The sequence below is a fragment of the Methylomonas sp. Uni0011 genome (assembly GCF_056850255.1).
In genome coordinates this window covers 53,793-77,712 of sequence record NZ_JBVVNO010000003.1, presented here as the reverse complement: position 1 = coordinate 77,712, position 23,920 = coordinate 53,793, and the positions used below count along the sequence as shown (strand labels likewise).

Sequence of the window (23,920 nt, the reverse complement as noted above, 5' to 3'; positions counted from 1 at the left end):
GTCCATGCGGCTGGCGCTCACTTGAGCCGAGGAATACCCGTTTTAGCGTGTTCGGAGGAATGCGTTAACAAAAGCCGCCAGGGATGGCGGCACCTTTAATTTTGAGGAAATGAACATGTACAGTTCGAGACTAGCCGGAACAACGGTCGGCAAATGCCCCTTATTTTCAGGCACCGGCGGAGATAAAGTATCCGGCTTGGGGCGCCACCCTGCATCCTCACGCGAGAGCGTGGGGACAACACACCAGGCAGTATGGACGTTGCTGGGCGCGCTAGCTTGGTCTGCCTCAAATCCAGCCCAGGCTTTGATTATCGAATTCGATTACCGCTACGACACCTGCGGCTTTTTCACCGACACCGCCAGTGGCGCGGCGTTGACCGAAAGGCGAGAGATGCTGAAATTGGCCGCGTCCGCCTATGCCGGGTTTAGCGACCAATTGGCGCCTATCGCGCCGCAAACCGGCGATAGTTGGTCGGTGACCATAATCCATCCGAGCCTGGGCGGAGCGCCGTTGCGGCTGACCGATCTGAGCGTCGCCGCCGACACCATTCGGGTGTTCGTCGGCGGCTCGCCGTCCGCGCCCGGCGTACTCGGCTTTGCCGGTGCCGGCAGCAACCTGAGCGCCAGCGGTTCCGCGTCATTCGTCTCGGCTGTATTGACGCGCGGCCAGACCAACGCCGTCGGCGACAACGCCAGCGATTACGGCGTTTGGGGCGGCTATATCTGGTTCAACGCCGCGCAGGACTGGTATTTCGGCGCCGACGCCGACGAATTGTCACCGGGACGGCCGGACTTTTTGACCACCGCGACCCACGAACTGGGCCATATCCTTGGCTTCGGCGAGGCTGACTCCTGGTTCAGCCAAATAGACCCGGCCACCAATACCTTCACCGGCGCGGCCTCCACCGCCGTCTACGGCGGCCCGGTGCCGTTGGATCAATTCGATAGCCACTGGACGGAAGGCCTCTACAGCGAGGTATTCGGCATACCGCAAGAAACGCTGATGGACCCCAGCACGGTGCGCGGACAACGCGAGCTGATGACTGATTTGGACTACGCCGGCTTTCGCGACATCGGCTGGCAAGTCGAGGCGGTGCCGTTGCCCGGCGCGGTCTGGCTGTTTGCGGCCGGCCTGGGCTTATTGGGCAATCAACGCCGGCTAAAGTACCCGAGTTTCCGGAGCAATCATGCCCCCGACGCGCCGATGATTCCCCCGCTCCGCCCAATGACACCTTCTTGGATTCATACTGTTTAGGGAGACAACATGTCTGATTATCTTAATGACCGACTAATGATTGCAATCATTGGAATTTTCTTTCTTTCACCTCTTACATACGCTACCTCTGGCTTGCCCTACGAACAATTGGCTGGACAGCTGCAAGTCGAACTGTCCGAAAAAAATCGCGTTCCTCAAGTGGAGTTTCAAACCGAACCGCTGTACGGAGCTACATTGTTGAAGGAGACCGATTACCGCGGCGATGGTCAATTTCCCTTGGAATTTACCCGCATTTACGTTTCGCCTCAGACGGACTCGAACTGTGACGACAACAACTGGACGCACAATTATGCCAGCTGTTTGCTCCACTTCCCTTCAGGCGTAACGAAGGTCTGTACATTGGGCATATGCACAACATTCCTCTCAAACCTGAAGCCAGAATCAAAAGACGTGCGCGACACTCTTGTAGCGAACAGTATGATCAACGGCACCAGTTATCGCTGGGTCTACACTCATTTCAACTCTGGGATTCGCGAAGCATACAATAGCCTTGGACTTTTAGTAGCTCGCTTCGATCGTTCAGGAATAGAACACATGGTGAGTTATCACCCAGTCAATGGCGGCAACCTGATCATTAGGATTACCCACGTGCCAAGCGGGCGAGCTTTGAGCATTGGATATAACAACGGCCAGCTGGTTTCGATGACCGATCCCAACGAGCAAACATATACCTATAGTTCAATCGTCACAGCCAGCACAAGCACCCTGACGTTACCAGCTGTGTCTGCCGGTGCGACACCACTGGTCAGGACCTATACATACAGAGGCATAGATTGCGGTCCTGACATCGATAGTTTTATCACTTATAACTTTCTCGATACGATATCAGAGGGCGGAAAAACGCTGCTCAAACAAGAATTCGGTATCTGCGGGAATTTTCTTTCATATTCGCGCATTGCTCAGGCTGGACACAATTCCAAAGACAGGATTCAGCAACGTAGCCACGTGACCGGATCGGTGCCAACCAAATACCAATTGATCGAACAATTTGCCGATTCCGATGCCGGGGCTTATCGTAGTTTCGTCAATTATCGAACATACACAAATCTCACTCCCAGTGAAGTTATTTGGCTATTCCGACCGAGTGGAGTCCACGCTCGATGCGCCAACTGTGAAGAAGATTTCATTTCGTATTCTTATAACCCGCAAAATGGCGATCTGCTTTCCCGCACCGACTATTTAGGCAGAACAAGCCTCTTCAGCAATAATGAACGCGGTCTACCGTTAACCGAAACCGAAGCCTACGGCACCCCCGAAGCCCGCACCACCACCCGCACTTGGGACAGCCGTTTTCCGTTGAAGACCTCGGAAACCCGGGGCGGTATCACCCGCGAGTGGCGTTACAACGATCGGGGCCATGTCGTCAAAGAAATGGTCCATCCCAGCAGCCAAGCACTGGTCAACGACAGTTGCCCGACCTCAGCGACTTGGCCTTGGTTGTTTACATGCCATGAAATCCGCTACGACTACAGCTACGATCCTGACAACCACGTTGTACTAAGAGTCGTTAAAACCGGGCCGATGCCGGAAAACGGCAGTACGGTCACCGAATACCGCAGCAACGGCGACCTGTGGAAAACCACCAATGCCCTAGGCCAAGTCGAGGAAGTCCTTAGCGTCAATACGCATGGACAAGTCACCGAACGGGTCGATCACAACGGCCGGCATACCCTCATATCCTACAACGCCTTGCGTCAGCCCACCGCCGTGTCGATCGACGGCGATCTGACCCAATACAGCTATACCTCCAACGGCCGCCTGCAAAGCATTACTCGCCCGGACGGCACCACTCTGAACTACACGCATACGCCAGCCGGTTCGGTCAAAACCGTCAGCCGTACCTCCGGTACCACAACCGAACAAGTTGAGTACAAACGCGACAGCCGCGGCAACATCCTGGAAACCGTTGCCTCTAAGACCGGGGAAACGCCGCAACGCTGGCTAAACAGCTATGACGAAGCAGGGCGCCTGATTCGTGCCAGCGACGGCACCGGTAGTTGGCATACCGATTACAGTTACAATGCCAATAATCTGGAAACCCGTTCCTGCCGCAGCGGCGAGATTTGCGACCTTACCGGCTATACCGCGCTCGACCAAATCAATTCGCAAGCCTTTGCCCCGCTAATGAGTAACGGCACACTGGGGACGCAAACCCCGCTGTTCGATTTGTGGTACGACCAGGCCGGCCGCGTCAGTAAAGTTGCCGATCCCAACGGCGTTCATGCCGAGCTGGACTACAACGAAATCGATAAACCCACCGAGGAAACGTCGCCGGATTTCGGCACCCGCAATGCATTGTTCGACCGGGCGGGCAACGAGCGTATGCGCATTGATGCCGACTACCACGCTACCGATAAAATTTACGATAGCCTCAACCGCCTAAGGGAAGCCCGCTATGCAGACAGCAGCCGTCTAAATCTGACATGGGATACGCCGACATTGAGCGGCGAAACATCGGCCAATTATGTCGGCCGACTGGCTCGCCAACAACGCAGCAATTTCTCCGGCGAAGGCACCCTCACCGTCAACGACGACTTCCGTTACAACGCGCGCGGTGATGTGACCGGAACCGTACAATCCATCACCAACCAAACCACATTCAGCACAGCCACGGCGTATACCGCAGGCGCTGAAGGTAGCGGCAAACCGACGCAAATCGATTACCCCGGCGGGCTCCGCGTAAGTTATACCTACGGCGCCGACGGTCGGCCGCAAGCCCTGAACGGCCGTATCGGCGACACCCAATTCACGCTGGCGAGCAACATCCAATGGCAACCGCTGATCAATCGTTTGTCCAAGTTAACCTACGGCAATGGCTTAACTTACGAACGCAAACGCGATGCTGGCGGCCGGCTGGCGGCGATCCATCTTTCTAACGGCACACAATCGCTTTACAACTTCAATCTCGGCTACGACAGCCGAAACCGGGTCGCCGCCTACGGCGACATCCGCTTCGGCTACGACGACCAGGACCACTTGGCCGAACAACGCCTGGGCGATACCTTACAGCGCACCCTGTTGCAACACGATGCCAACGGCAATCTGCAACAGGTACAAGCTTTCAACACCGCTGGCACCCTAATCGCCAGCAATACGCTGAGCTACGACGGCAACCGCCTGTTGCAGGAAAACCAGACACCTACGCCGGCCTTTGGCCAAACTTACCAGTACGACTTGTCCGGTTATCCGAGCACACTGGGCGACATATTGTTCGGCTACGATACAGCCAGAAATCTGGTGTATTTCGTCGGCGACAACCCTTCGCGTTACGTCTACGACGGCGAGCGTCGCCGGGTCATGAAAATCGCCACCGGGATCCGCCAGCGCTATGTCTATGACCGCCAGCACCACCTGCTTTACGAACAATCGGCCAACGGCGCCCGCCGCAACTACGTCTGGCTGGGCGACATCCCGCTGGCGGTGGTCGATCAAACCGCCAACGGCAGCTTGGCGGCAGTGTACTTCATCGAAACCGACTTCACCAACACCCCGCGCTACCTGCGCAGAGCCAGCGGCAACCTGAACCAGCCGGTCTGGCATTGGCCAATCGCCCCCTACGGCAATACGGCGGCCCAGGAAGACCCGGACGGCGACGGAGCAAAGGTCACCTTCAATCTGCGCTACCCCGGCCAGTATTACGACGCCGAATCCGGTCTGCACTATAACCACACCCGTTTCTTCAACCCCAGAACCGGCCGTTACCTGCAACCGGATTTGCTCAAGCTGGAGGGCGGGATTAATGTGTATACCTATGCCAATGGCAATCCGGTGCACTATATGGATCCGACCGGGACATCATGGTGGGGTTTTGCTAGCGCTATTTTTAACTCAGCAAAAAGCTTTTTGGGCTTTGCCCAGAAGGTTGAGAAAGTCGAGAAGGCGGTTAATACTGCGCAAAAAGCTGAGAAAGCAGCGAACGCCATGGCTAGAGGCAAAGAAGCCGAAACCAGAGTATTAAACGACCTTGGCCTGAAAAAGAATACGGAAAAGGTCAGTACCGCAGAAGGCAATGCCATTCCCGATGCACTAACCAAAAACAAATCGATTGAAATCAAGGATACCGCGTGTGTTACTTGCACCAAACAAATCCGCATTCAGACTGAAGCGGCAAAGGCATCGGGTAGGGAACCCGAGTTGATTACTGGAACGAATACTCGGGTAAACGGAGAAGCTGAAAAGGCGTTCAACTATAACATTATTAGACGCGACGATTTAGGACCACAATAATGATCATTGCTAATTTATATTTTGAAAAAGGCATGGATACTCAAGGCATTGTAAACAATTTACAAGAGCTTCCAGCTCCGATAAAGCCGATCTATTTTGCTAAAGATGAAGGCAAGATTATTAAGAATAATGTACTGGCTGATGAGAAACGATTTCGTGATTTTCAGCTAGATAATCCGCTAGGTTTTTTCTTGTATACCGAAAATAAAACTAATTTTAATATATCGAATCATAGTGTTGGTTATGCCGAAGTTACTATGTGGCTGGAAGATGTAACATTAAATGATCTAGTAATCGATTTTATTCAATGCTTAGCTAAATTCGAGCCAATTTTTGGTTATGCCTGTAGTCATGATGAATATAAGTATAGGAATTGCCATTATATTACGCTAGGCAAAAACCACATCCAAGCCGGGATAGGCCGAAAGCTGGAAAAATATATTTCCGGCGTGTATTGGTACACGTTGCTATCGAATGAATTACTAAATAAATACCACGTTAATCTGGTCGATTTATCCGCCGAAGCTATTTCAACCGAGACATTGGGCAATGGGGATTTGCATTTGTTGAAATTTTTCGAGAAGCCCGATGATTGGCGAGTGCATACCGAACGCCTCGATGATTTATGCGAACGAACTACCGGCGTGTTTTCCAGGCGTTCGGTCGAAGCCGCTGTTGCCGGAGTAAAAAGCTATTCAGAATATGACGACATTATTGTGAATTGGCGGTGAATCATATCAAAGACGGTTATCGCAACCCGTAATATGCGCTGACGTGGGGTGCAGCTGAACGCGATAACGTGCGCTAAATTTGATGACCGACAGGATGTCTGCTGTTAGGCGCATCAATCGCATGGGTTGCGAATCTTATCGCTTCCGGCAACCTGAACCAGCCGGTCTGGCACTGGCCGACCGCCCCCTACGGCAACACCGCCGCCCAGGAAGACCCGGACGGCGACGGCAGGGCCGTAGGCTGGGTTAAGCAACGCGAAACCCAGCAAAAGCTTTAAAACAATCATTTGTACATCTCAAATAATCACCTTCGACGCTGGGTTTCATTAGCATTCAACCCAGCCTACGTTAGCAAACCGACCGTCGGCTTTTGGCCGATCACTGCCCTCGAAGGCCGTAAGATGCACTTATCGGATGTACCGAACGACGAGATGCGCATCGCTCGCGAGTTACCTCGATTGAAACACCTCGCCACCCGCCACATCCTTTAGCTCCATGCGTCATTTCGCCTCATAAACGGCGTAAGCCCAATAGTCCTTGCCGGGGCGCAGGCAGCAGCGCCAGCCCTGGGCGCGCAGTTCGCGGCCGATCAAATGGTTCATCACGCCGTGTCCCACCAACGCTACGCTGCCGTGAACACAGGCAAGATCGATCAATCGCTGCGCGGCCGAGCGGGCACGGCGTTTGGCTGCGGCGTAGGATTCGCCGTTGCGGGAAAAGCCGGCCAGCCACAGCAGGCGCAGCACGGTCAGCCACAAGGCCGCCGGCAGGCGAATCCGGCCTTGGCGAAAGTGCGGCAATTGGGCTTCGCCGAACAGGGCATCGGCGACCGGATTTTCCCCAAATCCCAGTGCCTGTGCCGATTGCCGGGAACGCGGCAAATCGCTGCACAAGGCCATGCCGATGTCTTTTAGCACTGCGCGGGTTGCCGGCGGCGGCGCATCGACGATGCCGGCGACGCGGTAAGCATCGGCCAAGCGCGCCAGATCGGTCGCCCGCAAAACGCCGGTCAGCGCTACGCTCGGCCGGCCGTGCCGCAGCAAAACGATGCGTACGGGTGTTGGCGCCGTCACGGATATGGCTCGCCGTTGTTATGGGTAAACTGCCAACCGTCGGCCGTGCCGACTGCCCGCAAGTCGTCGTCCGGATATTCGACCCGGTCGCCCGGCGTGCGGTCGCCGATTTCCAGATAGAGCACGTCGCCCGCCGATTCGTTGATCAAGCGATGGGCGTTGCCGCTGCCGGCCTGGAAGCCGGCGCACATGCCCGGCGCCAGCCGTGTCGCGCCCTCGTCGGTATAGAGCGTCGGCGTGCCTTGCAGTATGTAAATAAATTCGTCCTGCTTGGCGTGGGCGTGGCGCAGGGCGGAAATCGCGCCGGGTTCCAGTTTGGTCAGGTTGACGCCGAAGTTTTGCAGCCCGAACACGTCCCCGAGCGGCGTCTTTTCCCGCCCCGCCAAGCGGGTGCCATGTAGATCGAGAATGGCTTGGGGATACAAGGATTTTCGCGGCCGCGGCGGCACTTGCTCGGCGGCAACGGCGACGGGGAAGGGTAGTTCGGTCATATGGATAACTCCGGAAACGAGCGGCAAGGCGACAGATTAGCCGACAAACCGGGCGCCGGTAAAATCGGTCTGGCGGCAGTTGTAACTATACTGCGGCTTGTTCGCGCCGTTATGGGTGTGTTCGAGGCGGGGATTGCTTGGTGTTGGACTCGGTCTATGCGCTCGATTGGCGATCTACCCGCTGCAAGAAAGCAGCGCGAGGGTTTGCGCGATTGAGACGGCGCTGTTGCAGGACGATTCTAAGGGGTTGTTGCCATTCGGGCAGCAGCGGCCAAGCACGAATAGCATCCGCTATTTCGGATCGCGGCGCCGGGCAACACTGGGTTTGAAAAACGCGCGCCATACTTCCGCCGGTTCGGCGGCGCCGGTCAATACCCGATCGATGGTGCTCCGGTTGGACTTAACGAAAAGTCCCAGGGCGATCAGCACCAGTACCGCGGCGACACCAAGCACTGGCGCTGTATCGCTTTGCAATGCCTCGGCGATTTTGGCGCCGACTTCCGGAAACAGGATCTTAACGACGAAGTTGCAGCCTATCGTTGCCGATAAAATGGCGATGACAAGCGCCTGCGGATGGTAACTCATCGCTTCGCCCGGTCAATTCAAACGCTGGCTGGGCTTGATCACGGTAAAGCCGGCGCGTCTGGCCTTGTCCTTATCGCCGCCGGTTCTGGCCTGGATTGCCGCATCGGCCAACGTATCGGCCAGCCCGAGAAAATCGGCCACTTCAAACCGCATCGTCAAATTCTGCACGTGCAAGTGGACGACGCCGCATTCGCGGCAAATCTGGACCTTACCGAATTCGGTGGCCGCCAGGTATTCATGGTTGCAGGGTTTCTTACTCATCGCTCGCTCCTTAATTTAAGAGAAAAATCCGCCAAAGCTTGCCGACCACCCAGTTTTGCGGCGGCCAGCGATAAAAACATCTTCCAGACAATTTGCTTGGACCCCAGATCCAGACAACGGAAATCGGTGGCATGCAGTTGGCCTGTTTCGACCAGCGTTGCAAGTACGTCCGGCGCAATCGCCAGATTGACGCAATCCGTTTTGTCCCAAAATGAAAATAGTCGTTTCACGATTGCTAACAGGCAGTGAATTTGAATTAAATGATAATTATTCTCATTTAAGTCGTAAAGCACTTTTCCCTCTCTGCGCGAAATTATTTTTTTCAAAGCGCGCAACAATGCCAAATCAGGCCGAGGCGCGCGCGAAGCGATAGCGGCCAAGCTTCAGGTAATTCCTGATTTTGGCGGCAGATTTTGCACTCCGAGCGGACTGTGGGGCCGGCTTATCTGAAATGGAAATTTAGGGTCTGGGCCAAGCCATTGCGACTCAGCAACAATTGACAAGCAAATCGAAACACATAAAATGAGAATCGTTATTATTTGAGAACGATTTCAATTACGCTCCGTGCACCACCGTTCTCAGAGCATTGCGCTCCCGCCCGAATTAGCGCGCGAGACCAGCATTAAGACATCTTTATAGCCACCCAGCGTTCCTCGCCAGGCAGCCAACCGAATCTATGCCAACTTAGGGGAACGTATGTCAGACACCAAACCACTCCGTAGCAAATCCGGCAACGCCAAATGGCGGCTGGGCGCCCTTCTGCCGCTCGGCGCCGCCTTGAGCGGCATTGCCCTAGCCGAACCTACAGCCAACACCGTTGCCGACAAGGACCAGGAAGTCATCTTAAAAGATGTCAAGGTCAAATCCGTTCGGGAGAAAAAAGCCAATACCGTAAAAGGTTATCAAGCCAAAACCAACAACGCAGCAGTCAAAACCGATACCAAACTGATCGATCTTCCGCAATCCTTAACCGTCATTACCCAGGACCTGATTAAAGACCAAAACATGCAGAGCATCGCCGACACGATTCGCTACGTACCCGGCGTGGGTATAGCCCAAGGTGAAGGCAATCGCGATACGCCTATTTTTCGCGGCAACAGTTCGACAGGCGATATGTATGTCGATGGCATCCGCGATGACGTACAGTATTTCCGCGACTTGTATAACATCGAACGAGTCGATGTTTTGAAAGGCCCCAATGCGATGGTCTTTGGCCGTGGCGGTTCCGGTGGTTTAATCAACCGCGCCACAAAAATGGCGGACTGGAGTAACACGCACGAAATGAACGTGCAATTTGGTTCGTTCGATAAATACCGACTGTCCGGAGACTTCGATCACGTCATTAGCGACAGTTTCGCAGTGCGCCTGACGAGTATGTGGGAAAACTCGCGCAGCTATCGCGAGGGCTTTGATGCGGCACGGTGGGGTGTCAATCCGACGGTAAGCTGGCGTCCTAGCGATCAAACCAAGATCACTTTAGGTTACGAACATTACGAGGACGCCAGAACTGCCGACCGAGGCATCTCGTCTTTCGGTGGTCGGCCAGTCAATACCGCTTCCTCGACTTTTTTTGGCGACCCGGACCGTAGCCCGACCGGCGCGACAGTCGACTCGTTCAATGCTTTGCTAGATCACGACTTTGGCAACGGTGTATCTGTTCGCAACCGCACCCGTTACGCCACCTACGATAAGTTCTATCAAAATATCTTTCCCGGCGCTGTCAACGCTGCCGGCACACAGGTCACAATCTCGGCTTATAACAATGCAACCCAGCGCGAGAACTTTTTCAACCAAACCGATCTGACATTTTCAATAAACACCGGTCCATTCAAACACAAGCTTCTGACAGGCATGGAATTTGGGCGGCAGGAAACCGACAATTTTCGCAATACCGGTTACTTTAACGAGATTGGCCCCAACACGACCTCTGTCTTGGTAAAGTTGACTGATCCCATCTACAGAGGCAATGTGGTTTTCAGACAGAGCGCCACCGACGCCAATAATCACGGGGTGGCAACGATAGCAGCGGGTTACGTGCAGGATCAAATCCAACTCAGCGAACATTGGCAAGCTATTATGGGCTTGCGATACGACCGCTTTGAAGTTGATTTCACAAATAAACGCAACGGCCAAAACTTTGCGACCAATGATGATTTGGTTTCGCCACGCGGGGGCCTGATCTACAAACCCTTCGGCGAAGATTTTTCTTTGTACGCCAACTACAGTATCGCTTATGTGCCGAGGGCGGGAGATCAATTATCCTCACTATCCTTATCAAACCAGGCACTCAAACCGGAAGAATTCAGAAATTATGAACTGGGGGCCAAGTGGGACATCACAGCGGATCTTTCCACCACACTGGCGTTTTTCCAGCTCGATCGCCTCAACGCGGTTGCCACTGACCCAAACAATCCGGCGGTGTCCTTTTTGGTGGATGGCCAACGGACTCGAGGCATAGAACTTGGATTTAGCGGCAACATCACCGAAGCCTGGAAAGTCATCGGCGGCTACGCCTATCAAAATGCCGAATATACCAAGAGCCTGTCCGCCACCGCGCCTGCGGGCAATACTCTGGCTCAAGTTCCGGAACATACCTTCTCATTGTGGAATCGTTATGACATCACCGAAAAATGGGGGGTTGGACTGGGCTCTGTTTATCGCAGCAAAATGTTTGCAGCCAGCGACAATGCTGTGTCTCTGCCGGGTTTCCTGCGTTTTGATGCCGCTGCTTATTACAAAGCAACCAAAAATATCCAGTTGCAAGTCAACATCGAAAATCTCTTGGATAAGCAGTACTACGCAACCGCCAATAGCAATACCAACATCACCCCAGGCTCGCCGATTGCGGTCAATGCCGGCGTGAGTATGAAGTTTTAAAAACTCTTGAACCCAGAATCTGCCAGGGATGGCAACAAACTAAAACCCACGTACGTTCTTTCACCCCAGACTGTTTGCAGTCCAGCCGCGCATGGATGTGGGAATCACACAGACCAATTAGCACCTAATGGATACAACAACTACTCAATCGATCACGCCAGCCAACCGCCCGCCGAAGAAAACCAACGGCGGCTATTTATTCCTGCCCAAAAATCTTTCGCGCGGCGCTTTTTTGAAATGGCTGCGCCGCACCCACGCCTGGCTTGGGCTGTGGGGCGCGGCGATGGGTTTGCTGTTCGGTTTTACCGGGATTTTGATGAACCACCGCGAGGTGATGAAAATTCCGATCGGCCGGATGGAGCCCAAGGAATTCCAAATCGCCTTGCCCGAGCCGAAACCGGCCGATCCGAAAGCGCTGGCGGCCTGGCTGGGCCAGACACTTAACGTCGACACCAGCCACGCCAGAGCGCGAAAAGAACCGGGCAGGACCGTGACCTGGAATAACCAGACCGTGCAACAGCCGGCCTCGTGGCAGATCAATCTGCGCAACCCGCAACATATGTTGTCGGCCGATTACTGGGAAGGGAATGCTTTTGTCACGGTTAAACAAAGCGACGCCAATCTGCTGCAAACCCTGAACAATCTGCACAAGGGCGTCGGGGTGGGCGTGGGCTGGGTGTTGCTGGTCGATACCCTGGCCGGCGGCCTGATTCTGCTCAGTCTGACCGGCACTTTGTTGTGGACGCGATTGCACGGTAATCGGCTGGCCGCGGCGGGTTTGGGCTTGGGCTCTTTGAGCCTGATGCTGTATTTCGCCATCGATGCGATCGGAGCTTGAGCCATGTTGATCGAAATTCCGCAGGTGCTGAACCCGGACGAACTCAGCCGAGTCCGCGGGATTCTGGCCGATGCGGCTTGGGCCGACGGCCGGATCACAGCCGGCAGCCAGTCGGCGCAAGTCAAAAACAACTGGCAGTTGCCGGAACAATCCAGCCAAAGCGCGGCGGCCCGCACTATTTTGCTGGACGCGCTGAATCGCAACGCCTTGTTCCTGTCTGCGGCGCTGCCGAAGCGCATCTTCCCGCCCCTATTCAACCGTTACGAAGGTGAACACAACACCTTCGGCAACCATATCGACAATGCGGTTCGGCATTGTCCGGTCACCGGCCAGCGGGTACGCACCGATTTGTCGGCGACGATTTTTTTGGCCGATCCGGACAGTTACGACGGCGGCGAACTGGTGATCGAAGACACCTACGGCCAGCATGCCGTCAAGCTGGCCGCCGGCGACATGGTGCTGTATCCCGGCTCCAGTCTGCACCGGGTGGAGCCGGTGACGGGCGGCGCCAGGGTGGCGTCGTTTTTCTGGCTGGAAAGCATGGTGCGCGAAACCGAACGCCGCCGGCTGCTGTTCGAAATGGACATGGCCATCCTGCAGTTACGCAACACCGGTGGCGACAGCGAGCCGGTGGTCAATCTGACCGGCTGCTACCACAACCTGCTGCGGATGTGGGCTGAGGTTTAAGCGCGCGTCCCGACTTTCTAGCGGCGGCTGACCGGGATTCGGTTTCGAGCCGTGCAACCTATTGTGCCGCTATCGGCTACACTTGCCGACATCCGCAACCCGCGCCCCAAGCTTCGCAGACATCCCGCCAATGAACCCGTTTATTTTCGCCGCTACGGCATTCGCGGCCGCAATGGCCTTAGGCTACTTGCTGATCAAGCGCCGGATCAAGCAGAAGCGGGAGAAATCGCCGAAACCGGCCGTAGCCAAGCCCAATCCCAACGACCGGGTCATCTCCTGCCCGGCCTGCGCTCAGCAAATCAAATTCACGCTACCGGTCAAAAGCAACAAGGCCCAATGCCGCAAGTGCGCGGCACAGTTCAAATTGGACGTCGACGCGCATAACAACGTCTATATCACCGAAATCAAGCTGCCGGACGACGATACCGCGGTCAAAACCATGGACGAATGCTTTGCAATTCTGGAAGTGAAGCCGGACGCGATTCCGCTGGACATCCGCGCCGCTTATAAGAAGAAAATTTCGGAATACCACCCGGACAAGGTCGAAAACCTGGGCGCGAAAATCAGGCAAGTGGCGGAAGAAGAAACCCGAAGAATCAATGCCGCCTATGCGATGTTGCAGGAAGACGACCGGGTTTAATCGTTGGCCATCTTTGCCAGCCGAATCATCTCGATCTGATTGCCGGCCGGGTCTTGAATGTACACCGATGCAGTGCCGTCGCGATGGGTTTGCAATGGGCCGTAATCCTCCGCATGTTCGGAGACGATGGCGAAATGCGGCGGGTGTTGGTTGGGCAGCACCAATGCCAGCGCTACGTTGGCAAATTGCAGCAAGGCCCAGGTTTGGTCCTGATACGCCACACGCACTTGGTAACGGCTGGTGTACCAGTCCACGCTTTGTTGAATATCGTCGACTTGAATCGCGATGTGGTGAATGGTGTCCATGTTTTATCCTCCAGCGGCCTGTTTCCAGTCAGTTGCCAGGCCATTTATACCGCACAAAAGTTCGGCGGCAAATTGAGGCAAATCAAACTGCGGCCGCGACTTGCGAACAGGATTTAAGCGCCGAACAAAACCCTTAAATTTATTATGCGACAAATTGTCGCGTTTTTCTGGACAAGCGCATTTTTCTTCACTAGAATGCGCCCACCTTGACTTAGGTCAATACGCCTTGCAAGGGCGTATCTTTAAAAAGGGGGAGGAGGTAAGCGACCGTTTCGGCGGTATAACAAGAAAAACATCGCAACACTTTAACCTACCGCTACATCGGGTAGGCGTCCATCAAAAAAACATAAAAACACCGGACGGAGCCCACTACAATGTGGGCTTTTTTATGTTCTTATACTTTCAATTCTACTTGTCGTTATGCTGATGAAAGAAAAGCCAGACTCCATACCCGCCGAACTGATGGAATACGAGCGGTTTATCGAGGAATTGCTCAACGATACCAAGCATCCGGTCCATAACCGCGCTCACCCGCTCCACAAAGAATCCGTCAAAGCGCTCGACGAGATGATGCGGCGGGTGGAAGAAATGCGCAACGAGTGGCTATCAAAGGGCTGAGCCCTGCGTCCCGGACTGGGACGATCGGCTCGGTTGCTTGGCGCCTCGCATCGGCTCCAAACATCGGCCTCTCCTGCCGGCCATCAGCAAACCAAGCCATGCTGGCTTAAATCAGTGCACCTCGGTCGAAACCACCATCGGACAATTTAATTTGCCCGGATACTGACTGACCATCTGCACTAATTCCTGCGCTAACTGTAACCGGCGCTGGTTTTCCAGCAAGGCTTGCAGCCAAATCAATTGGCTTTTCAATTCTGCGATCTGGCCTTCCTGTTCGGCCACGGTTTGCAATAAAGCCTCGAAAGTCATCGTGGACATTTCTGTATCCCCCGTTTCGTGAAATAACCGCGACAGCGGTTTTTGAGTTCAGTGCCGGACTTGGCGGCGATCACGCTGTTTTTCAATGCCGCCCTGTTCAACAGCGACATCGTCGTTATTGCTCCGGCATGGCGTACTCAATTAAGCGGCCGGAACTGAAAAACCTGCAATCCGCCCTTTTGCAAACTGTGACTGCGATCCGCAAAGATTTCGCTTACCCCCATGCCAACCAAAACCGCGTTGGTTGGTGTCGTTACAAGCCAAACCGCTATACTAATCCGGATCGCAGCACGCTTGAACATTGGAAACTACAAAACGACTCGCCCGCTTTACACCGACACGGCTAAATAGTCTATTCTGAAGCCACGCGCCATAAAGACACCAGGCCAAACTGTGCGATAGAATGTTGAATTGATTCAACCCGGAGGATAGGCAATGCCTCACGATACACTCAAAGTTTATAGCGAAGCCGAAATTGCCGAACGATTGAGTCGCGACTTGCCGCACTGGTATTACGAGAACGGCTGGATTCGGCGCAAATTCAAAACGAGCGGCTGGAAAGCCACGTTGATGGTCGTCAATACCGTCGGCCATCTGGCGGAGAAAGCTTGGCACCATCCGGATTTAACGGTTTCCTACGCATTCGTGATCGTCAAACTGGTCACCCATGCCGCCAAAGGCGTGACCGAAATGGATTTCGCACTGGCAAAAAAAATCGAGCAGGTGGTGTTGTGGGACGCCGCCGCCGAATCCGACGGCATTTTCGAGGGCACGCCGGACGATCCGCGTTTCAAATACATTAAAAAAGACTGAGGACAGCACGATGACTGAAATCACCGAGGTACCCAGCCCGTTTTGCGGCATCGGCACCGACGATCTGAGTATCAAGGTGGAAGGCTTGGCCGTGACAGTAACCGCCAACGGTTGCGCGGTCAACACCCCCGCCTTCGAACAGCCGATTAGCGATACCGCACCGCGTATCGCCGGCCAAACTGCCAGCCTGGAGGCTGCCGTCGCCAAAGCCGCCGAATTGCTGCGCGACACCCGGCAACCAGTCATCGGCGGCTGCGCGACCGACGTCAACGGCATGCGCGCCTTGCTGGCGCTGGCGGACAAGGCTGGCGCGGTGGTCGACAACATCAACTTCAATTTTGCGCGCCGCAACTTGTTGGCCATGCAGGATTCCGGCTGGATGAACACCACACTGGCCGAGGTCAAGAATCGCTGTGATTTGCTGTTGATCATCGGTACCGATCCCGAAGTCTTTGCACCGCGCTTTTTCGAACGCTTTTTATGGAACGAACACGCGATGTTCCTAGAAAGCACTGATCAACGTGACGTGATTTATCTTGGCAAAACACCCGCGGGCAAGGCCGCTGTTTCGCCTGCTGGCAAAACACCAACCGTGCTGGCCTGCGACGACGCCGACCTACCTGACGTGGTGGCGGTGCTGTCTGCTCTGGTCAGGAATCAACCATTACAGGTTGAAACCGTCGGCAATATTGCGGTTTCGGCACTGCAAAAAGTAGCCGACAGATTACGCCAGGCACGTTATGGCGTCGTATTGTGGAGCGCAGGTAAACTGGCATTCGAACACGCTGAGTTAACTGTCCAGACGATCTGCAATATCGTCAAAGACATCAATATGCAGGCTACCCGTTGCTCCGGCCTGCCGCTGGGCGGCAAGGAAGGCGATTACACCGCCAATCAGGTTTGCGGCTGGACCACCGGTTATCCAGCACGAGTCAATTTCGCCAGAGGCTATCCGGAATACGATCCGTTTCTGTTCGATAGTCAGGCCATGATTGCCAACGGCGAAGCCGATGCCTTGGTATGGGTGCAGGCCTATAACGCAACGGCGACGCCACCACGAACAGGCTTGCCGACCATCGTTGTCGGCCGTTCCGGCATGCAACTCGAACCCGAGCCCGACGTATTCATTCCGGTCGGTACGCCGGGGATAGATCACGCCGGTCATGTTTATCGGATGGATAGTGTAGTGGCCTTGCGCTTGAAAAAATTGCGCGATTCCGGTCTGCCTAGCACCGCCGAGGTGCTGAATGCCATTGAACAAGCACTTTAGGATACCGACATGCTGATAAAACTCACAGGTGGCACCATTTATGACCCGGCCAGCGGCATTGCCGGTCAGCAACAGGATATTTACATTCAGGACGGCCGTATCGTCGAAGCGCCCAAGGACGGCCGTCCGGTAGATCGGGAATACGACTTGCGCGGCAAAGTCGTCATGTCGGGCGCCATCGACATGCACACCCACATCGGCGGCGGCAAGGGCAACATCGCCCGTACCCTGCTGCCGGAAGATCACCGGGCCGATCCGGTGCACCGCACTCATTTGACCCGTTCCGGCACCGGTCATGCGATGCCTTCAAGTTTCGTCACCGGTTACCGTTACGCCGAAATGGGCTACACCGCCTGCTTTGAACCGGCAGTATTACCGGTCAACGCCCGTCAGGCCCACATGGAAATGGGCGATACGCCGATCATCGACAAAGGCGGCTACGTGATGCTGGGCAGTGACGACTTTTTGCTGCGTATGCTGACCGCCAAAAAAGACCAGAAAGCCGTCAACGATTACGTGGCCTGGACGCTGAACGCCGCCAAAGCCATCGGGGTCAAAGTGGTTAACGCCGGCGGCATCAACGCCTTCAAATTCAACCAACGCAAGCTGGAGCTGGACGAGCAAAACGCTCATTACGGCGTCACTCCGCGGCAAGTGCTGCAAACCCTGGCCCGCGCGGTCAATGAACTGGGCGTGACTCATCCCCTGCACGTGCACGGCTGCAACCTGGGCGTCCCCGGCAACGTCGATACCACCTTGAACACAATCGAAGGCATCGACGGCCTGCCGATGCATCTGACTCATATTCAGTTCCACAGCTACGGCACCGAAGGCGACTTCAAATTCTCCTCCGGCGCGGCGCAAATCGCCGAGGCGATCAACAAGAATAAAAATATCACCGCCGACGTCGGCCAAATCCTGTTCGGCCAGACCGTCACTGCCTCCGGCGACAACATGCGCCAACACGCCAACCACAAGTTCGCCAGTCCGAACAAGTGGGTGTGTATGGACATCGAATGCGATGCCGGCTGCGGCGTGGTGCCGTTCAAGTATAAGGACCAGAACTTCGTCAACGCCTTGCAATGGGCGATTGGCCTGGAAATCTTCCTGCTGGTCGAAGACCCGTGGCGGATCTTCCTGACCACCGACCACCCCAACGGCGCGCCGTTCACCAGCTATCCGCATTTGATCCGTTTGCTGATGGACCGTAGTTTCCGCAATGACATGCTGGCGACTATTCATCCGGAAGCACAAAAGATGACCACGTTGGCATCGATCGAGCGCGAATACAGCTTGAACGAAATTGCCATCATGACCCGCGCCGGCGCCGCTCGCATCATCGGCCTGAAAGACCGCGGCGCGCTCAGCCCCGGCAACTTCGCCGACATTACCGTCTATACCGAAAACGACAATCGGGAGACCATGTTCTCGAAACCGGATTACGTATTCAAAGACGGCGAACTGGTGGTAAAAGACGGCGAAGTCGTCAAAGTCACCTGGGGTACCACCCACATCGTCAGACCGGACTACGACCTGTCTATCGAAAACGAACTGAAACCGTATTTCGATAAATACCTGACCATGAAACTCGGCAACTTTAAAATCAGCGATGATGAGATTAGCGAAGACGGCCGCGGCAGTTTGACGACGCATCCGTTGCATATTGGCGTATAGGTCAATCGGAACCCAAGGAACAAGATGACTCTAACATCGATCACAATCGCCGACAGAGAAGCCGAGCTGGCCGATTATCTGGCACGCCAGCCTTATCTGGTCGAGCAGGATGGCATTACTCTGAGTATTGCGAAAAATGTATTTCCCTCGGATTTCGGCTTGACCAGCTCCTTTTTCGGCGACTTCATGCTGCAGCAAAGACCGGCGAAGACCGGACTGGATATGGGCTGCGGCAGCGGCTATTTCGCGTTTATATTGAAAAAAATCGGCTGCGAAGAGGTTATCGGTGTCGACTTTAATCCGGACGCCGTCGCCTGTGCCCGCCACAACGGTTCATTGAATCCGGATATAGCGCCGAACGCATTCCTGCATAGCGATTTGTTTGCCTCGGTTCCGGCCAAACGTTTCGGCATGATTGTTTTCAATTTCAATTATTACCCCTCCAACGGTACATTCGGCTTGAACGAGGACGGCGGTCAACAAATACTGCGCCGCTTTTTTCGCGAAGTGCCGGATTATTTGGAGCCGGACGCGCAGATATTTATTCCCTTTTCCGATTTTGTCGGCGCCGAACACGACCCGAAACACGTCGCGCCCGAGTATGGCTTTAACGTAAACACCGTTGCCGAAACTTATAACCACGCGGGGCGGCACGTGATCTACCAAATCAATCAAAACCAATTCGATTAAACCACCGCGGCAAATCGATACACAGAACTCCGGACTATGAGTAACCACGATGATAATTAACGGCGTCACCATAGATAAAACTTTCGCCGAAGCCTTCCCGATGAAAGCGACGCGCGCCATCATCACCGCCCAGAACGAAAAATGGGCGATGATTTCCGCACAGGCCATGACCGGCTTCGCCACCTCGGTCATTGCCTGCGGCTGCGAAGCCGGCATCGAACGGGTGTTGAGTCCGGACGAAACCCCGGACGGCCGCCCCGGCGTCGCGATCATGATTTATGCGATGGGCGGCAAAGGCTTGGCCAAACAATTGGAAACCCGAGCCGGCCAGTGCGTGCTAACCTCGCCGACGTCTGCGCTATTCGCCGGCATCGAAGGCGGCAAGCCGATTCCGCTGGGTAAAAACCTGCGCTTCTTTGGCGACGGCTTTCAGATTGCAAAAAAAATCGGTGGCAAACGTTACTGGCGGGTGCCGGTAATGGACGGCGAATTTCTGACCGAAGCGACGACCGGCATGGTTGACGCGGTCGGCGGCGGTAACTTTCTGGTATTGGCAGAATCACAACCGCAAGCCCTGGCGGCCTGCGAAGCGGCGATCGAAGCGATGAAAAAAATCCCCAACGTGATCATGCCCTTCCCCGGCGGCGTGGTTCGCTCCGGCTCCAAGGTCGGTTCCAAATACAAAGCCTTGAGCGCCTCGACCAACGATGCGTTTTGCCCGACGCTGAAAGGCGTGACCAATACCGATCTGTCGCCGGAAATCGAATCGGTGATGGAAATCGTCATCGACGGTTTGAGCAAGGAAGACATCGACAAGGCGATGCGGGTCGGCATTCAGGCGGTTTGCGATCTGGGTGCGGCCAACGGCATCAAGCGCATCAGCGCCGGTAACTACGGCGGCAAACTCGGCCCATTCCACTTTCACTTGCAGGAGATCATGGCATGACCTCGTTGACATTTACTTTGATCGAAACGCCGCCGGCGCAGCGCATCGACATGTCGCCGCTGGTCTGCCACAAACTGGCCGGCCTGAGTCTGGACCAAATTGCAGCGATCGAACTGCAATGCGGCAAGCAAAAGCTGCGGGTCGCTCAACTGTTTCATATTACCGGTAGCAATGCCGACGACATCAGTATCGTCGGTAGCATCGGCAAGCTGGATTTCATCGGCAAAGAATTGGCAAACGGCAGCATCAGCGTACAGGGTGAAGCCGGCGCCTATTTGGGCATGCAGATGAAGGGCGGCACGATCAACGTGATCGGCGATGTAGGCCTTTATGCCGGCTGTGAAATGAAGAACGGTCTGATTCAAATCGAAGGCGATGCCGGAGATTTCCTCGGCGGTGCGCTGCCTGGCAACAAGCAAGGCATGAAAGGCGGCACGATCCTGGTCAAAGGCAACGTCGGCCAGCGTTGCGGCGACCACCTGCGCCGCGGCCAAATTTTGATCGAAGGCAATGCCGGCGATTATTGCGGCTCGCGCATGGTCGCCGGAACCATTGCCGTGATGGGCCAAGTAGGCCGTTACGCCGGTTATGCCATGCGGCGCGGCACTTTGCTATTGTGGAACCAACCGCAATTGCCTGCCACTTTCAATGATTGCGGCTCGCATACGCTGGCCTTCCTGCCGATGCTGTTCGCGTCGTTCAAATCGCTGAACTCCCGCTTCGCCGACAAAGCTATTGCCTTCAATCGGGTGCGCCGCTTCGGCGGCGATATGGCCGAAGCCGGGCGCGGGGAAATTCTGGTCAAACTTTAAGCGGCCAGTCAATGCCGGCCGGCTCCCGCCCGGTCGGCAGCAGCTATTTTGAATGCCGAAAACTCTCAGCACCAACGACCACGACCGGAACATTGCCGGCCTGCGCTACGTTTATCCGGTAATTTCCCGCCGCGCCGGCGGCCTGTCGATTGGGATTAATTTCAATCCCAACAACGCCTGCAACTGGCATTGCGTCTACTGCCAAGTCCCCGGCCTGCAGCGCGGTAATGCGCCGGAATTGGATTTTGCGTTGTTGGAGCAAGAGCTGCGAGAGTTCCTGAATCAGGTCTTAAACGGCGACTTTTATCAGCGCTTCAATATCCCGGAACCGCAGCGCGTGATTAAGGACATCGCCATCTCCGGTAACGGCGAACCCACCAGTTTGAAGAATTTCGACCGCGCCGTCGACCTCGTAGGCGGGATCGCCAGTCAAGCCGGCCTGTTTCCGGGAAGTCGTTATGTACTGATCAGTAACGGCAGTTTGATTCATCAATCCCCGGTCCAACAAGGACTGAGAACCTTGGCGCGTTACAACGGCGAGCTATGGTTCAAGCTGGATAGCGCGACCGAGTCGGGCCGCAAGCTGATCAATCAGACCGGGCAAAGCCAGCAGAAACTGTTGGAGCACTTGCGAATCGCCGCAAAACTTTGCCGAACCAAATTACAGACCTGCGTTTTCAGCTATCGATTTGCGTGGTCAGACCAAGAGAAACAAGCTTATTTGAGTTTGTTAAAACAATTGCGGCAGATGGGAATAGACATTGAGCAGATCATGCTTTACAGCTTGGCACGACCGTCTCTACAAGCGGAAGCGGCGGAATTGGCCAAAGCATCCGCAGCTAGCATGGATGCTTTGGCAGCCGACGTCAGAGCCCTGGGCTATGACGTCAGCGTCAGTTATTAAGCGCGAATATCTAATATCGAACCCAGCATTTTTTCGTGGGCCTGGATGATTTTGACGCCGGCCGAAGTTTCCAATTCGGCTTCTTTCAAACTCAACACCGGCTTGAACATCTCTGCCGAGCCGACATCTTTGGAACCACCGACCTCCTGCTCCTGAACCGGCAGACTTGCGATAGTTTGCGCAGCGGTACTGGCCTTTTGCTGAGCTTGCGAGATCAGGCTGGTGGCACTATTCAGAGCGTTGGTAATCATGGTACACCTCCTGCAAAACAGGTTTGCATCATACCGCTTAGCGTAGCGGCCGACAGCCCATAACTTTAATTTTTGTCAGCATTTTGCAGACGCAATCACACTCGTTAACTATTTGTCTTTTTTAAAGATTTTTGCACACAAACCTTGCAGGTAAGGCGCCAACTTGCTTTGGCAGAGCGCGCATGCAGACGAGCCCGTCCGCTTGGCCCAAGCGGCCAATTTGCGGTAAACATCAATGCCGCCTAACTCCTCGAATTTGGTTTCGACGATGGTACTCCACTGCGGCCTGGGTTGGCCCTGCCCATCCAGAAACACTTTGTCGAATAGCCACATTTCCGCCACCGACACCGTCCACATAAACGCAAACGATACCGCCATGCCGCCGCCGGCCAATACCACCAGCCAAGCAAATATCGGATGCAATTTGGTCAACCACCACGACAAAATATCCACTAGCAGGAAAACATATGGCATGCCGATCGCGATCGACTTGTATTTGACGGTACTGGTTTCAGCAAAACTGAAAATCAAGCCGACAAACATGAATATGAAACTGATGCCGAACAAATGGATATGCGACACCCGGGTCAACGAGCCGAAGGTGGCGCCTTCGTCCTCTTTGGTCAACTCCTTCAGAACCTTGAAATCGGTGAAATCCGGCAGCGACGATTCCTTGTTGTGGCACATCACGCAGCGTTCCTGAATGATCTTGGCCACGCCGGACTCTTCGTATTCGTCCTGGTCGGCGCCGTCACGCACCCATTGAATAATTTGAAACCGCTCCTGTTCCGAGGCGTTTTCCTTCATCGAACCATTCAGTTTGGTCTCCAACACCGTGCCGGAGCGGTTCCCGTAGTAGCTGTACACGATGTCGTCTATCGACAGGCCGAATTTACCGTCGGCCATCCCGTGGGTAAACAGGATCTGAATCAACGCCACCAGATAACCGACCGCCACCGTTGTCAAATAACCGGTGAACAGCACTTTAACCGGGATATCCAATTGTTTTAACGATGAAAATTCGCGTGCCATACTCTAATCCCAGTTTAGAAAAGGAGTCTGCATTATAGCTTGCTGGACGGGCCGTCCCCTAGCGAAACGACTTTGTTTCGCGCATAAAAAAGGCCCTTGAACAATCAAGAGCCTTTTGTTTCCGTAACCGTTAAGGTTTATCTGGGCGACACATTGGTGGCGGTCAAGCCTTTGGGGCCGGATTCGATATCGAACTGGACCGATTGGCCAGGCGACAAGGTTTTAAAACCTTCTCCCAAAATCACGGAATGATGTACGAACACATCTTCTTTTCCTTCGGAAGGCTCGATAAATCCAAAACCTTTGGTGTTGTTAAACCACTTTACAGTGCCTGTTGCCATCTTAAAACTCCTACAAAATAAAACTATTGGTTACGCAGACCGACATTAATGGCAACCGTTGCTGCCTGAAGCAGTGGCGATAAGCCGCAAACATCTATTATCTGAGCGCGGGCATTGTACTTTGAATCAATGGTCTAAGCTACCGGCGATATTCGGGCATTCCCCTGAAGACTAAGCGGAAATTTTGTCCAGCCCAAGCCTCGACGCTTGAAAACCGATTCAGGCCGCCCCATGTCGGTCGCAACCAAACTTATTTTCCT

The 23,920-nt window shown here is 54.6% G+C and carries 25 protein-coding genes and 1 pseudogene; 16 read left to right on the top strand and 10 right to left on the bottom strand.

Features of this window, described 5'->3' with window-relative positions:
* Positions 1-229 precede the first annotated feature (229 nt).
* The 4 genes and pseudogenes from AC0IM9_RS05625 (at position 230) to AC0IM9_RS05610 (ending at position 6,234) form a co-directional block, all read left to right on the top strand.
* Positions 230-1,255 (top strand): peptidase M10A and M12B matrixin and adamalysin, encoded by a 1,026-nt coding sequence (locus AC0IM9_RS05625; protein WP_482803365.1) that lies wholly within the window; start codon positions 230-232, stop codon positions 1,253-1,255.
* 9 nt (positions 1,256-1,264) lie between these two features.
* Positions 1,265-1,570, top strand: a pseudogene (locus AC0IM9_RS05620) (DUF6531 domain-containing protein); the annotation flags it as partial.
* 663 nt (positions 1,571-2,233) lie between these two features.
* The gene (locus tag AC0IM9_RS05615) at positions 2,234-5,503 is read left to right on the top strand and encodes an RHS repeat-associated core domain-containing protein (RefSeq protein WP_482803538.1); all 3,270 of its coding nucleotides are present in this window, start codon (positions 2,234-2,236) and stop codon (positions 5,501-5,503) included.
* Positions 5,503-6,234: a hypothetical protein gene (locus AC0IM9_RS05610; protein WP_482803364.1), complete on the top strand. Its 732-nt coding sequence runs from the start codon at positions 5,503-5,505 to the stop codon at positions 6,232-6,234. Before AC0IM9_RS05615 ends, AC0IM9_RS05610 begins: the two co-directional genes overlap by 1 nt.
* 500 nt (positions 6,235-6,734) lie before the next feature.
* On the opposite strand, the gene AC0IM9_RS05605 is transcribed toward AC0IM9_RS05610, so the two are convergent.
* From AC0IM9_RS05605 to AC0IM9_RS05585, 5 genes are all read right to left on the bottom strand, one after another.
* Positions 6,735-7,307 carry a histidine phosphatase family protein gene (locus AC0IM9_RS05605; RefSeq protein WP_482803363.1) on the bottom strand — a complete coding sequence of 191 codons (573 nt, stop codon included), beginning with the start codon at positions 7,305-7,307 and terminating at the stop codon, positions 6,735-6,737.
* A complete protein-coding gene (locus tag AC0IM9_RS05600; protein ID WP_482803362.1) occupies positions 7,304-7,798 on the bottom strand; it encodes a cupin domain-containing protein in 495 nt (164 codons plus the stop codon). The genes AC0IM9_RS05605 and AC0IM9_RS05600 overlap by 4 nt, the downstream gene beginning before the upstream one ends.
* Before the next feature lie 291 nt (positions 7,799-8,089).
* A complete protein-coding gene (locus AC0IM9_RS05595; RefSeq protein WP_482803361.1) occupies positions 8,090-8,383 on the bottom strand; it encodes a hypothetical protein in 294 nt (97 codons plus the stop codon).
* A 12-nt stretch (positions 8,384-8,395) separates the two neighbouring features.
* On the bottom strand, positions 8,396-8,644 hold the full coding sequence (locus AC0IM9_RS05590; RefSeq protein ID WP_278209519.1) for a hypothetical protein: 249 nt from the start codon (positions 8,642-8,644) through the stop codon (positions 8,396-8,398).
* The gene (locus tag AC0IM9_RS05585; protein ID WP_482803360.1) at positions 8,641-9,024 is read right to left on the bottom strand and encodes a hypothetical protein; all 384 of its coding nucleotides are present in this window, start codon (positions 9,022-9,024) and stop codon (positions 8,641-8,643) included. The genes AC0IM9_RS05590 and AC0IM9_RS05585 overlap by 4 nt, the downstream gene beginning before the upstream one ends.
* A gap of 316 nt (positions 9,025-9,340) precedes the next feature.
* Here AC0IM9_RS05585 and AC0IM9_RS05580 point away from each other — a divergent pair, with 316 nt between their 5' ends.
* From AC0IM9_RS05580 to AC0IM9_RS05565, 4 genes are all read left to right on the top strand, one after another.
* Positions 9,341-11,521 (top strand): TonB-dependent receptor, encoded by a 2,181-nt coding sequence (locus AC0IM9_RS05580; RefSeq protein WP_445372498.1) that lies wholly within the window; start codon positions 9,341-9,343, stop codon positions 11,519-11,521.
* 127 nt (positions 11,522-11,648) lie between these two features.
* Entirely contained in the window at positions 11,649-12,359 is a 711-nt protein-coding gene (locus AC0IM9_RS05575) for a PepSY-associated TM helix domain-containing protein (protein WP_482803359.1), read from the top strand.
* Between the two features lie 3 nt (positions 12,360-12,362).
* Positions 12,363-13,046: a Fe2+-dependent dioxygenase gene (locus AC0IM9_RS05570; RefSeq protein WP_482803358.1), complete on the top strand. Its 684-nt coding sequence runs from the start codon at positions 12,363-12,365 to the stop codon at positions 13,044-13,046.
* Between the two features lie 130 nt (positions 13,047-13,176).
* Positions 13,177-13,686: a J domain-containing protein gene (locus AC0IM9_RS05565; RefSeq protein ID WP_482803357.1), complete on the top strand. Its 510-nt coding sequence runs from the start codon at positions 13,177-13,179 to the stop codon at positions 13,684-13,686.
* Here the strand turns inward: AC0IM9_RS05565 and AC0IM9_RS05560 are convergent.
* Positions 13,683-13,991: a VOC family protein gene (locus AC0IM9_RS05560; RefSeq protein WP_140910856.1), complete on the bottom strand. Its 309-nt coding sequence runs from the start codon at positions 13,989-13,991 to the stop codon at positions 13,683-13,685. The genes AC0IM9_RS05565 and AC0IM9_RS05560 overlap by 4 nt on opposite strands.
* A 426-nt stretch (positions 13,992-14,417) precedes the next feature.
* Here AC0IM9_RS05560 and AC0IM9_RS05555 point away from each other — a divergent pair, with 426 nt between their 5' ends.
* Positions 14,418-14,609, top strand: coding sequence for a hypothetical protein (locus AC0IM9_RS05555; RefSeq protein WP_186289472.1), 192 nt, complete (start codon positions 14,418-14,420; stop codon positions 14,607-14,609).
* A 111-nt stretch (positions 14,610-14,720) separates the two neighbouring features.
* Here AC0IM9_RS05555 and AC0IM9_RS05550 read toward each other — a convergent pair whose 3' ends face one another.
* Positions 14,721-14,927 carry a hypothetical protein gene (locus AC0IM9_RS05550; RefSeq protein ID WP_140910858.1) on the bottom strand — a complete coding sequence of 69 codons (207 nt, stop codon included), beginning with the start codon at positions 14,925-14,927 and terminating at the stop codon, positions 14,721-14,723.
* Positions 14,928-15,362: 435 nt separating this feature from the next.
* On the opposite strand from AC0IM9_RS05550, the gene AC0IM9_RS05545 reads away from it, so the two are divergent.
* The 7 genes from AC0IM9_RS05545 to AC0IM9_RS05515 are packed head-to-tail and all read left to right on the top strand — an operon-like array spanning position 15,363 to position 22,036.
* The gene (locus AC0IM9_RS05545) at positions 15,363-15,740 is read left to right on the top strand and encodes a 4a-hydroxytetrahydrobiopterin dehydratase (protein ID WP_140910859.1); all 378 of its coding nucleotides are present in this window, start codon (positions 15,363-15,365) and stop codon (positions 15,738-15,740) included.
* A 10-nt stretch (positions 15,741-15,750) separates the two neighbouring features.
* Complete coding sequence (locus AC0IM9_RS05540) at positions 15,751-17,010, top strand: formylmethanofuran dehydrogenase subunit B (protein WP_482803356.1); 1,260 nt, start codon at positions 15,751-15,753, stop codon at positions 17,008-17,010.
* Positions 17,011-17,019: 9 nt separating this feature from the next.
* Complete coding sequence (locus AC0IM9_RS05535) at positions 17,020-18,684, top strand: formylmethanofuran dehydrogenase subunit A (RefSeq protein WP_445372493.1); 1,665 nt, start codon at positions 17,020-17,022, stop codon at positions 18,682-18,684.
* Positions 18,685-18,708: 24 nt separating this feature from the next.
* A complete protein-coding gene (locus AC0IM9_RS05530; RefSeq protein ID WP_482803355.1) occupies positions 18,709-19,374 on the top strand; it encodes a methyltransferase in 666 nt (221 codons plus the stop codon).
* A gap of 49 nt (positions 19,375-19,423) precedes the next feature.
* Positions 19,424-20,320 carry a formylmethanofuran--tetrahydromethanopterin N-formyltransferase gene (fhcD, locus tag AC0IM9_RS05525; RefSeq protein WP_482803354.1) on the top strand — a complete coding sequence of 299 codons (897 nt, stop codon included), beginning with the start codon at positions 19,424-19,426 and terminating at the stop codon, positions 20,318-20,320.
* A complete protein-coding gene (locus AC0IM9_RS05520) occupies positions 20,317-21,132 on the top strand; it encodes a formylmethanofuran dehydrogenase subunit C (protein WP_140910864.1) in 816 nt (271 codons plus the stop codon). The genes fhcD and AC0IM9_RS05520 overlap by 4 nt, the downstream gene beginning before the upstream one ends.
* A 52-nt stretch (positions 21,133-21,184) precedes the next feature.
* Positions 21,185-22,036, top strand: coding sequence for a radical SAM protein (locus AC0IM9_RS05515; protein ID WP_482803353.1), 852 nt, complete (start codon positions 21,185-21,187; stop codon positions 22,034-22,036).
* On the opposite strand, the gene AC0IM9_RS05510 is transcribed toward AC0IM9_RS05515, so the two are convergent.
* From AC0IM9_RS05510 to AC0IM9_RS05500, 3 genes are all read right to left on the bottom strand, one after another.
* Positions 22,033-22,287, bottom strand: coding sequence for a hypothetical protein (locus AC0IM9_RS05510; protein WP_482803352.1), 255 nt, complete (start codon positions 22,285-22,287; stop codon positions 22,033-22,035). The two genes, AC0IM9_RS05515 and AC0IM9_RS05510, sit on opposite strands and share 4 nt — an antisense overlap.
* Before the next feature lie 108 nt (positions 22,288-22,395).
* Positions 22,396-23,319, bottom strand: a complete 924-nt coding sequence (locus AC0IM9_RS05505) for an Aq_1264-related membrane protein (RefSeq protein ID WP_482803351.1) — start codon at positions 23,317-23,319, stop codon at positions 22,396-22,398.
* 137 nt (positions 23,320-23,456) lie between these two features.
* Positions 23,457-23,660: a cold-shock protein gene (locus AC0IM9_RS05500; protein WP_140910868.1), complete on the bottom strand. Its 204-nt coding sequence runs from the start codon at positions 23,658-23,660 to the stop codon at positions 23,457-23,459.
* Positions 23,661-23,920 lie beyond the last annotated feature (260 nt).